Raw genomic sequence first — 12,159 nt, forward strand, 5'->3', positions numbered from 1 at the left:
GGCAGGGCCGCCGCTACCCCTGCATGAACGAATATGTCGCGGCGTGGTAATCCCATCGCCCCGCCGTCTCGTTAAGCTCCGCAAGTGAATCGTGACCGGGCGGTCCGGCCGCCATCCTGGATGCTTCCCCTGCCTGGATTAATGCCCAGCATCTGCTGAACTTCATCGGAAGACGGCGGCCCGGCGCCGCCCCCGGGGCGATTCGCAGCTCGAGAAAGCCCTTGCTTCACCCAATGACAAGCCAAGCGGAGCATTGACCATGGCGTTCTTCACCGCGGCCAGCAAAGCCGATTTCCAGCAGCAACTGCAATCGGCGCTGGCGCAGCACGTCGGCGAAAAGGTGCTGCCACAAGTAGCCCTGTTCGCCGAACAGTTCTTCAGCCTCATCTCCCTCGACGAATTGACCCAGCGCCGCCTGTCCGACCTGGTCGGCTGCACCCTGTCCTCCTGGCGCCTGCTGGAGCGCTTCGACCCGGCCGAGCCGGAAGTGCGCGTGTACAACCCCGACTACGAGAAGCACGGCTGGCAGTCCACGCACACCGCCGTGCAGGTGCTGCACCCGGACCAGCCGTTCCTGGTCGACTCGGTGCGCATGGAGCTGAACCGCCGCGGCTACAGCATCCACACCCTGCAGACCACCGTGGTCAGCGTGCGCCGCAATGCCAAGGGCGAGCTGCTGGAAGTGCTGCCGAAGAACAGCCAGGGCAAGGACGTGGGCCATGAGTCGCTGATGTACCTGGAGATCGACCGCGCCTCCCACGTCGGCGAGCTGCGCACCCTGGAGAAGAGCCTGCTGGAGGTGCTGGGCGAAGTGCGCCTGGCGGTGGCCGACTTCCCGGCCATGCGCGGCAAGGCCGAGGAACTGCTGGCCTGGCTCGGCAAGTCGAAGGCCAAGGCCCGCGCCGAGGAGACCGCCGAGGTCCGCGCCTTCCTCGAATGGCTGCTGGACAACCACTTCACCTTCCTCGGCTACGAGGAATTCACCGTGGTCGACGAGGGCGACGGCGGCCGGGTGAACTACGACGAGAAGTCCTTCCTCGGCGTGACCAAGCTGCTGCGCACCGGCCTGAGCAAGGAAGAACTGCACATCGAGGACTATGCGGTGGCCTACCTGCGCGAGCCGCTGCTGCTGTCCTTCGCCAAGGCCTCGCACCCCAGCCGCGTGCACCGCCCGGCCTACCCGGACTACGTGTCCATCCGCGAGATCGACGCCAAGGGCAAGGTGCTGCGCGAGTTCCGCTTCATGGGCCTGTTCACCTCCTCGGTGTACAACGAGAGCGTCAACCACATCCCCTCGATCCGCGGCAAGGTCGCCGAGGTCGAGCGCCGCTCCGGCTTCGACGCCAACGGCCACCTGGGCAAGGAACTGGCCCAGGTGCTGGAGGTGCTGCCGCGCGACGACCTGTTCCAGACCCCGGTGGACGAGCTGTTCAGCACCGCCATGGCCATCGTGCAGATCCAGGAACGCAACAAGATCCGCCTGTTCCTGCGCAAGGACCCGTACGGCCGCTTCGCCTACTGCCTGGCCTACGTGCCGCGCGACATCTATTCCACCGAGACGAGGATCAAGATCGAGCAGGTCCTGCGCGAGCGCCTGAAGGCCAGCGACTGCGAGTTCTGGACCTTCTTCTCCGAATCCACCCTGGCGCGGGTGCAGTTCATCCTGCGGGTGGACCCGAAGACGCGCATCGACATCGACACCAAGCTGCTCGAGGAAGAGGCCATCCAGGCCTGCCGTTCCTGGCAGGACGACTACGCCGCGCTGGTGGTGGAGAACTTCGGCGAAGGGCAGGGCACCAACCTCCTCGAGGACTTCCCCAAGGGCTTCCCGGCCGGCTACCGCGAGCGCTTCGCCCCGCACTTCGCGGTGGTCGACCTGCAGCACCTGCTCAGCCTGTCCGACGCCCGCCCGCTGGTGATGAGCTTCTACCAGCCGCTGGCGCAGAGCGAGCAGCAGCTGCACTGCAAGCTGTACCACGCCGACGCGCCCCTGGCGCTGTCCGACGTGCTGCCGATCCTGGAGAACCTCGGCCTGCGCGTGCTCGGCGAGTTCCCCTACCGCCTGCGCCACGCCAACGGCCGCGAGTACTGGATCCACGACTTCGCCTTCACCTACGCCGAAGGCCTGGACGTGGACATCCAGCAGCTCAACGAGGTCCTCCAGGACGCCTTCGTCCACATCGTCAACGGCGACGCCGAGAACGACGCCTTCAACCGCCTGGTGCTGACCGCCAGCCTGCCGTGGCGCGACGTCGCCCTGCTGCGGGCCTACGCGCGCTACCTCAAGCAGATCCGCCTGGGCTTCGACCTGGGCTACATCGCCAGCGCGCTGAACGCCCACGTGGACATCGCCCGCGAGCTGGTGCGGCTGTTCAAGACGCGCTTCTACCTGGCCCGCAAGCTCGCCGCCGAGGACCTGGAAGACAAGCAGCAGAAGCTGGAGCAGGCCATTCTCGCGGCCCTGGACAACGTCCAGGTGCTCAACGAGGACCGCATCCTGCGGCGCTACCTGGACCTGATCAAGGCCACCCTGCGCACCAACTTCTACCAGCCCGACGCCGCCGGCCAGAACAAGAGCTACTTCAGCTTCAAGTTCAACCCCAAGGCGATCCCCGAACTGCCCAAGCCGGTGCCCAAGTACGAAATCTTCGTCTACTGCCCGCGCGTCGAGGGCGTTCATTTGCGCGGAGGCAAGGTCGCCCGCGGCGGCCTGCGCTGGTCCGACCGCGAGGAGGACTACCGCACCGAGGTGCTCGGCCTGGTCAAGGCCCAGCAGGTGAAGAACGCGGTGATCGTCCCGGTGGGCGCCAAGGGCGGCTTCATCCCGCGGCGCCTGCCGGTGGGCGGCAGCCGTGACGAGATCCAGGCCGAGGCCATCGCCTGCTACCGCATCTTCATCTCCGGCCTGCTGGACATCACCGACAACCTGAAGGAAGGCGAGGTGGTGCCGCCGGCCAACGTGGTGCGCCACGACGAGGACGACCCCTACCTGGTGGTGGCCGCCGACAAGGGCACCGCGACCTTCTCCGACATCGCCAACGGCATCGCCGCCGAGTACGGCTTCTGGCTGGGCGACGCCTTCGCCTCCGGCGGCTCGGCCGGCTACGACCACAAGGGCATGGGCATCACCGCCCGCGGCGCCTGGGTCTCGGTGCAGCGGCACTTCCGCGAGCGCGGCATCGACGTGCAGAGGGACAACATCACCGTCATCGGCATCGGCGACATGGCCGGCGACGTGTTCGGCAACGGCCTGCTGATGTCCGACAAGCTGCAACTGGTGGCCGCCTTCAACCACCTGCACATCTTCCTCGACCCCAACCCGGACCCGGCGCTGAGCTTCGTCGAGCGCCAGCGCCTGTTCAACCTGCCGCGCTCGGCCTGGTCGGACTACGACGCCGCGCTGATCTCCGCCGGCGGCGGCGTCTTCCCGCGCAGCGCCAAGAGCATCACCCTGAGCCCCGAGGTGCGCGCGCGCTTCGACATCCAGGCCGAGCGCCTGACCCCCACCGAGCTGATCAACGCGCTGCTCAAGGCGCCGGTGGACCTGCTGTGGAACGGCGGCATCGGCACCTACGTCAAGTCCAGCAAGGAGAGCCACGCCGACGTCGGCGACAAGGCCAACGACGCCCTGCGCGTGGACGGCCGCGAGCTGCGCGTGAAGGTGGTGGGCGAGGGCGGCAACCTGGGCGTGACCCAGCTGGGCCGCGTCGAGTTCGGCCTGAACGGCGGCGCCTGCAACACCGACTTCATCGACAATGCCGGTGGCGTGGACTGCTCCGACCACGAGGTCAACATCAAGATCCTGCTCAACGAGGTGGTGGCCGCCGGCGACATGACCGGCAAGCAGCGCAACAGCCTGCTCGCCGAGATGACCGAGCAGGTCGGCGACCTGGTGCTGGGCAACAACTACAAGCAGACCCAGGCGCTGAGCCTGGCCGAACGCCGCGCCCGCGAGCGCATCGCCGAGTACAAGCGGCTGATGAACGACCTGGAGGCCCGCGGCAAGCTCGACCGCGCCCTGGAGTTCCTGCCCACCGACGACGGCCTGGCCGAACGCATCGCCGCCGGCCAGGGGCTGACCCGCGCCGAGCTGTCGGTGCTGATCTCCTACAGCAAGATCGACCTCAAGGAGTCGCTGCTCAAGTCCCAGGTGCCGGACGACGACTACCTCACCCGCGACATGGAGACGGCCTTCCCGCAGACCCTGGTGGCCAAGTTCGGCAGCGCCATGCGCAGGCACCGGCTGAAGCGCGAGATCGTCAGCACCCAGATCGCCAACGACCTGGTCAACCACATGGGCATCACCTTCGTGCAGCGCCTGAAGGAATCCACCGGCATGACCCCGGCGAACGTCGCCGGCGCCTATGTGATCGTCCGCGACGTGTTCCACCTGCCGCACTGGTTCCGCCAGATCGAGCAGCTCGACTACCAGGTGCCGGCGGAAGTCCAGCTGACCCTGATGGACGAACTGATGCGCCTGGGCCGCCGCGCCACCCGCTGGTTCCTGCGCAGCCGCCGCAACGAGCAGGACGCTGCCCGCGACGTGGCCCACTTCGGCCCGCGCATCGCGGCCCTGGGGCTGAAGCTCAACGAGCTGCTCGAAGGCCCGACCCGCGAGCTGTGGCAGGCGCGCTACCAGGCCTACGTCGATGCCGGCGTGCCGGAACTGCTGGCGCGCATGGTCGCCGGCACCAGCCACCTCTATACCCTGCTGCCGATCGTCGAGGCGGCGGACGTCACCGGCCGCGACCCGGCCGAGGTGGCGCGCGCCTACTTCGCCATCGGCAGCGAGCTGGAGCTGACCTGGTACCTGCAGCAGATCAGCAACCTGCCGGTGGAGAACAACTGGCAGGCGCTGGCCCGCGAAGCCTTCCGCGACGACCTCGACTGGCAGCAGCGGGCGATCACCGTCTCGGTCCTGCAGATGCAGGACGGTCCGCAGGACATGGGCGAGCGCGTGGCCCTGTGGATCGAGCAGCACCGTGAAATGGCCGAGCGCTGGCGCGCCATGCTGGTGGAGCTGCGCGCCTCCACCAGCACCGACTACGCCATGTACGCGGTGGCCAACCGCGAACTGCTGGACCTGGCGCAGAGCAGCCAGCACGCCACGAGCATCGCCTGATGCCCGCCAGCTGAACCCATTGTCGATACTGAGCCCCGCCTTGTGCGGGGCTTTTTTTCATCGCATGTGACCATGGCGCGCTGTGGCCTCGGCGCATCGGCGGATAACCGCGAACGGTTATTCGCCCTACGTCATGGTCGGGCCTGGCGTAGGGCGAATAACGCCTACGGCGTTATCCGCCGTTTGGCCATGATTCTCGGCGGCTCCGGGGTTGACCTGGGCGTTGGCCGCGGCCTCGGCGCATCGGCGGATAACCGCGAACGGTTATTCGCCCTACGTCATGGTCGGGCCCGACGTGGGGTGGATAAATCCGCGCCTACAGGGAAACTCCCCGCACATCCCCCAACGAACCCCCCTTGAGATCCTTTCGCGTTACGGTCGATTTCGAAATGTTTGGTTACATTTCTGTTCGCGCTTTCAGAAGGAGCGGCTATGGTCAATGGCTATTAGCCATCTCTCGACGGTTTTTCCGGAAGGCAAGAATAGATATCGATATTTATCGGTATTTAAGGTCCCGTATGGCCTGACTGGCCCCGCCATAGCCCGCTTCCGTCAAAAAATCGCTTCCCCAGCTTTTGCCTTTGTTCGTCAATTTCCTGGCTTTTATTGGCGTGAAATCAGCCATTAGTCGTAGGACGTCAGCGTTTTTTCACGAACGGCAGTTGACTAAATTCTGACGGAAAGCTTTTCTTCTCGCCTTGAATGTCAATAAACCGGCATGCGGCGGCTGCGTCAGTTTTCGACAGAGTGTCGGCTTTCGCGCGGCTTCCATGCAGTTAGGGATGATTGCTCGTGCTGTCCAAGACCCCCTTGTCCTTTCTCGCTTCGCAGCTTTTCCAGCGGCGGCTGCCCATGGGCGGCTGCCTGGCCGTGCTGCTGCTCGGCAGCGCCTGGGCCCAGGCCGCGGAAGACTACGACCAGCTCGTGCGCGAAGCCCGCGCCGGCAACTACCAGCCGGCCTTGCAGCGCCTGCGGCAGAACCCCGACGACCTCGCGCACCTGGACGACCACCTGGTCATCGCCGGGTGGGCGGGGCTGGACGAGGAAGTGCTGCAGACCTACCAGCGCCACCCCCAGGCCCGGCTGTCCAGCGGCGCCTGGGCCGCGGTGGCGCGGGCCTATCGCAACCTCAAGCGCTGGCCCCAGGCGCTTGAGGCCTACCGCCGCGGCCTGGCTGCCCATCCCGGCGACCCGGCCCTGCAACAGGGCCAGGCGATGACCCTGGTGGATGCCGGCCGCGGCCCCGAGGCGCTGCAGAAGGCCGCGGCCCTGGTCGCCGCCGCGCCGCGCGACGCCGAGCGGCGCCTGGCCCTGGCCTATGTCCACCAGCAGATGGGCGAGCCCTACGCGGCACTGTTCCAGGTGGACCAGGCCCGCCAACTGGCCCCGCGGCAAAGCCGTGTGCTGAGCGAATACGTCGATGCCCTGCAGGCCGCCGGCCTGCCGCGCCAGGCCCTGGCTTTCGGCGAGCGCCACCCCGGCGTGCTGTCGGCGGCGCAGCAGCGCAGCCTGCAGGCCGACCGCGTCGCCGAGCTGGTGCGCCTGGCGGAAGTGTCGCCGCTGCGCGACAGCGAGCGCTTCGTGGTCGCCGACCGGGCCATCGCCGAGGCGGACCGGTTGCTCGCGCAATGGGCCGGCGATCCGGCCGCGGCGCAGGAGGTGCGCCGGGTGCGCGTCGACCGCCTGGGCGGCCTCTATGCCCGGGCGCGCATGGCCGAGGTGGTCGAGGAATACGAGCGCCTGCATGCCGAGGGTGCGGAGCTGCCGCCCTACGCCCTGCGCTGGGTCGCCGGCGCCAGCCTGTACCAGCGCCAGCCGGAGCTGGCCGCCGAGCTGTACCGCCAGGTGATCGCCAGCGAGAACGCCAAGGACAGCGACTGGATGGACGACCACCAGGGGCTGTTCTACGCCCTGGTGGAAAGCGAACGGCTCGACGAGCTGCCCACCCTGGCCGATGGCCTGGTGGCGCAGCAGCCGGTGCGCCTGCATCCGCCGGGCATGGGCGTGGCCGTGCCCAACGACGACTGGCTGGAGGCCCGCCTGTTGCAGGCCAACGGCCGGCTGTACCGCAACGACCTGCCGGCGACGCAGCAGGACTACGAAAGCCTGGTGGCGAGCGCGCCGGACAACTCGCGGCTGCGCACCGGCCTGGCCAGCACCTACCTGTCCCGCGGCTGGCCGCGGCGCGCGGAGGACCAGCTGAAGATCGCCGAAAGCACCGACCCGCGCGGCGTGGCCCTGGAAACCGAACAGGGCATGGTGGCGCGCGAGCTGCAGGAATGGCGGCAGCTGGACCTGCTGGCCGACGACGTCATCCAGCGCTTCCCCGAACAACTGCAGGCCCAGCGCCTGGACTACCTGCGCCAGGTGCACCACATGGCCGAGCTTCGCATCAGCGCCTACGGCGGCCATGCCAATGGCGGCGAGGTCAACGGCAGCCGCGACCTGGGCTTCGACAGCGTGCTCTACAGCCCGCCCATCGCCGACCACTGGCGCCTGTTCGGCGGCGCCGGCTATGCCACCGGCGACTTCGAGGAAGGCACCGGCCACTACCGCTGGCAGCGCGTGGGCACCGAGTGGACCGGGCGCAACACCACGCTGGAGGCGGAGGTGTCGCACAACGACTACGGCGATGGCGACAAGCTGGGCCTGAGGCTGTCCGGCGTCCACGACATCGACGACCAATGGCAGTACGGCTGGAGCGCCGCGCGCCTGTCCCGGGAGACGCCGCTGCGGGCGCTCAACAGCGGCATCCGCGCCGACCGCCTGGACGGCTTCCTGCGCTGGCGCCAGAGCGAGCAGCGCGAATGGCGCCTGGCCTACGCGCCCTCGCACTTCAGCGACGGCAACATGCGCCACGAACTCGCCCTCACTGGCAGCCAGCGCTTCTACAGCTCGCCCTACCTGGTGGCGGACCTCGGCCTGGAGGTGTCCGGCAGCCGCAACAGCAAGTCGGAGGACGTCCCCTATTTCAACCCGAAGTCGGACCTGCTGCTGCTGCCCAGCCTGAACCTGGAGCACACCCTCTACCGCCGCTACCAGACACGCTGGACCCAGCAGGGCCAGCTCGGCGCCGGCAGCTACAGCCAGCAGCACCACGGCACCGGCGCCGTCGGCCTGATCGGCTACGGCCAGCGCCTGAGCCTGGACGACCGCTTCGACGCAGGCCTCGCCCTGTCCGCCGTCAGCCGCCCCTACGACGGCGACCGCGAACTGGACTACCGCCTGGTCTTCGACCTCAGCTACCGCTTCTAGGACCCGAACATGAGAGCCACCTACCATTTCCTGCTGCTGGGGCTGGCGCTGCTGCTCGGGGCTTGCGCCAGCGAGGCGCCCCCCTTCGTCGAGCCGGCGCAGCGCACCCTTGCCGCCAACGAGAAGCCCTGGCCGCCGGGGCGCATCCTGACCCTGGCCTACCACGAGGTCGCCGACCGCGACGCCGACCAGGCCTTCATGAGCGTGCGCACCGCCAACCTGGTGGACCAGCTGGCCTGGCTGCACGAGCAGGGCTTCCAGGCGATCTCCGTGGACCAGCTGCTGGCCGCCCGCGCCGGCCGCGGCAGCCTGCCGGAGAAACCGCTGCTGCTGAGCTTCGACGACGGCTACAGCAGCTTCTACCAGCGCGTGCTGCCGATCCTGAAGGCCTACGACTGGCCGGCGATCATGGCGCCGGTGGGCGTCTGGCTGGATACCCCGGACCAGCAGCGCGTGGACTTCGGCGGCCTGGCGGTGGAGCGCCGGCGCTTCCTCACCCGCCAGCAACTGGCGGAAATCGCCAAGTCCGGCCTGGTGGAAATAGGCGCGCACACCGAGGCCCTGCACTTCGGCGGCCCCGGCAACCCGCAGGGCAGCCAGCTGCCGGCGGCGGCCAACCGCCTGTACCTGGCCAATGCCGGGCGCTATGAAACCGAGGCCGAATACCGCAACCGCGTGGGCATCGACGTCAAGCGCATCAGCCGCACCCTGCAGAGCATCACCGGCAAGCCGCCACGGGTGTGGGTATGGCCCTATGGCGCGGCCAGCGGTACCGCCCTGCAGGTGGTCGGCGACGACGGCTACGCCCTGGCCCTGACCCTCGAGGACGGCCTGGGCAGCATCGACCACCTGGACAACCTGCCGCGCTTCCTGCTCAACGGCGACCCCGACCTGCACCGCTTCACCTCGGCCATCAGCCGCGTCCAGGCGCAGGACAACCTGCGCGTCGCCCACGTCGACCTGGACTACGTCTACGATCCCGACCCGCGGCAAATGGAGGCCAACCTCGGGCAACTGGTGCAGCGTATCGCCGACCTGCGCATCAACACCGTGTTCCTCCAGGCCTATGCCGACCCGGTAGGCGATGGCACGGTGAAAGCGCTGTACTTCCCCAACCGCCACCTGCCGATGCGCGCCGACCTGTTCAACCGCGCCGCCTGGCAACTGCGTACCCGCGCCGGCGTGGAAGTGTTCGCCTGGATGCCGGTGCTGGCCTTCGACCTGTCGCCGCAGCTGCCGCGGGTGCAGCGCTGGGACCCGCGCAGCGGGCGCCTGGAGATCGACCCGCAGCAGTACCGGCGGCTGTCGCCGTTCGACCCCGAGGTGCGCCGGCAGATCACCGAGATCTACGAGGACCTGGCCGGGCACGCCGCCTTCGCCGGCCTGCTGTTCCACGACGATGCGCTGCTCTCCGACTTCGAGGACGCCGGGCCCCAGGCGCTGGCGGCCTACCGCGCGGCCGGCCTGCCGGGCGACATCGCCGGCCTGCGCGGCGATGCGCAGACGCTGCAGCGCTGGACGCGCTTCAAGAGCCGCTACCTGGTGGACTTCACCCGCCAGCTCGCCGAGCGCGTGCGCGCCATCCGTGGCCCGCAGGTGCAGACGGCGCGCAACCTCTATGCGCTGCCGATCCTCGAGCCGCAGAGCGAGGCCTGGTTCGCGCAGAACCTGGACGACTTCCTGGCCGCCTACGACTGGACCGCGCCCATGGCCATGCCGCTGATGGAGGGCGTGCCCGCGGAGCAGTCCGAGGCCTGGCTGCAGCGCCTGGTGCGCGAGGTGGCCAAGCGCCCCGGTGCGCTGCAGCGCACCGTCTTCGAGCTGCAGGCGCGCGACTGGCGCGAAGGGCGCGAGGCGCCCGTCGATGCCGCCCAGCTGCGGCGCTGGATGCACCGCCTGCAGTGGGAGGGCGTGCGCAGCTTCGGCTACTACCCGGACGATTTCGTCAACGACCAGCCCCCGCTCGAGGCGCTGCGTCCGGCCATCTCCAACGCCTGGTACCCCGAGCCATGATCGATCGCATCGTTGCCCTGCTGGTCCTGCTGCTGTTGCTCGGCGGCCCGATCGGCGTAGCCATAGTCCTCACCGGCGAGATACTGCTGAACTTCGTGTTCTTCTATCCGCTGTTCATGTCGGCCCTGTGGATGGCCGGCGGCGCCTACTTCTGGCTGCACTGGGAGCGCCACTGGGCCTGGCGGCAGGACGTCCCGCGCCTGGAGGGCGAGCCGCTGGTGTCGATCCTCATCCCCTGCTTCAACGAGGGCGACAACGCCGCCGACACCATCGGCGCCGCCCTGGCGCAGCACTACCCGAACATCGAGGTCATCGCCATCAACGACGGCTCCTCGGACAACACCGCGCAGGTGCTCGATGCCCTGGCCGAGGGCGAGCCGCGGCTGCGCGTGCTGCACCTGGCGCAGAACCAGGGCAAGGCCGTGGCCCTGCGCATGGGGGCGCTGGCCGCACGCAGCGAGTACCTGGTGTGCATCGACGGCGACGCGCTGCTCGACCCCGACGCCGCGGCCTACCTGGTGGCCCCGCTGATCGACAACCCGCGGGTCGGCGCGGTGACCGGCAACCCGCGCATCCGCACGCGCTCGACGCTGATCGGCCGCGTCCAGGTCGGCGAGTTCTCCTCCATCATCGGCCTGATCAAGCGTACCCAGCGCGTCTACGGGCGGGTCTTCACCGTCTCCGGCGTGGTCGCCGCGTTCCGCCGCACCGCCCTGGCGCGGGTGGACTACTGGAGCACGGACATGATCACCGAGGACATCGACATCAGCTGGAAGCTGCAGCTGGACCACTGGTCGATCTTCTACGAGCCCCGCGCGCTGTGCTGGATCCTCATGCCCGAGACCCTGCGCGGGCTGTGGAAGCAGCGCCTGCGCTGGGCGCAGGGCGGGGCGGAGGTGCTGCTGAAGAACATCCGCAGCATCTGGACCTGGCGCTACCGCTACATGTGGCCGCTGCTCATCGAGTTCAGCCTGTCGGCGGCCTGGGCCTTCACCTTCCTGCTGTCGATCCTGCTCTGGGCGCTGGGCCTGGTGGTCGAGCTGCCGCCCAGCCTGCGCGTCGCCGACATAGTGCCGCCGGCCTTCACCGGGCTGCTGCTGGCCTGCGTGTGCCTGCTGCAGTTCGCCCTGAGCCTGCTGATCGAGCGGCGCTACGAGCGCCACCTGGCCAGTTCGCTGTTCTGGGTGATCTGGTACCCCTTCGCCTTCTGGCTGGTCACCCTGCTGACCACCCTGGTGAGCTTCCCCAAGGTCATGCTCCGGGCGCGCCAGGGCCGCGCGCGCTGGACCAGCCCCGACCGCGGCATCAAGAGGAGTACGTGATGGAACTGATCAAGACACCGCAGCACTGGCTGCCCCGCACCTTGGACGTACTGCTGACGCTGTGCGCCTGGACGGTCTTCGCCTGGCTGATGGTGCGCGGCATGACGGCCCTGCTCGCCAGCGGCTGGCAGGGGCCGCGCCTGGACTGGGGCGGCAAGCTGCTGCAGACCCTCGACACGCTGATGGTCTACGTGCTGTGCAGCGCCCTGATCGCCGCGCTGCTGGTTTCCTGGGCCCGCTACAACCAACTGCGCGCGGCGCGCTACGAGCGGCGCTCGCGCATGCCCGACCTGTCGCGCCAGGCGCTGTCGCGCAGCTTCAATATCAGTGGCGATACCCTGGCCCGCCTGCATGGCGCCCAGGTGGTGACCCTGCACAACGACGAGCACGGCAACCTGGTGTGGGTGGAGAACCCGGCGGAAATGGAAGTCGAGGCGCCCTGAACGG

At 68.6% G+C, this 12,159-nt stretch carries 5 protein-coding genes; all 5 read left to right on the forward strand.

Going from position 1 to position 12,159, the window contains the following annotated elements; genetic code table 11:
* The first annotated feature begins 259 nt into the window (after nucleotides 1-259).
* Complete coding sequence (locus DK254_RS17160) at nucleotides 260-5,122, forward strand: NAD-glutamate dehydrogenase (RefSeq protein ID WP_109934748.1); 4,863 nt, start codon at nucleotides 260-262, stop codon at nucleotides 5,120-5,122.
* Nucleotides 5,123-5,914: 792 nt separating this feature from the next.
* Nucleotides 5,915-8,377, forward strand: coding sequence for a poly-beta-1,6 N-acetyl-D-glucosamine export porin PgaA (pgaA, locus tag DK254_RS17165; protein WP_109934749.1), 2,463 nt, complete (start codon nucleotides 5,915-5,917; stop codon nucleotides 8,375-8,377).
* 9 nt (nucleotides 8,378-8,386) lie between these two features.
* On the forward strand, nucleotides 8,387-10,390 hold the full coding sequence (gene pgaB, locus DK254_RS17170; protein ID WP_109934750.1) for a poly-beta-1,6-N-acetyl-D-glucosamine N-deacetylase PgaB: 2,004 nt from the start codon (nucleotides 8,387-8,389) through the stop codon (nucleotides 10,388-10,390).
* Nucleotides 10,387-11,712: a poly-beta-1,6-N-acetyl-D-glucosamine synthase gene (gene pgaC / locus DK254_RS17175; protein WP_109934751.1), complete on the forward strand. Its 1,326-nt coding sequence runs from the start codon at nucleotides 10,387-10,389 to the stop codon at nucleotides 11,710-11,712. The genes pgaB and pgaC overlap by 4 nt, the downstream gene beginning before the upstream one ends.
* Entirely contained in the window at nucleotides 11,712-12,155 is a 444-nt protein-coding gene (pgaD, locus tag DK254_RS17180) for a poly-beta-1,6-N-acetyl-D-glucosamine biosynthesis protein PgaD (protein WP_109934752.1), read from the forward strand. The genes pgaC and pgaD overlap by 1 nt, the downstream gene beginning before the upstream one ends.
* Nucleotides 12,156-12,159 lie beyond the last annotated feature (4 nt).

Source organism: Pseudomonas sp. RW407, assembly GCF_003176655.1.
Lineage (GTDB): Bacteria > Pseudomonadota > Gammaproteobacteria > Pseudomonadales > Pseudomonadaceae > Pseudomonas > Pseudomonas delhiensis.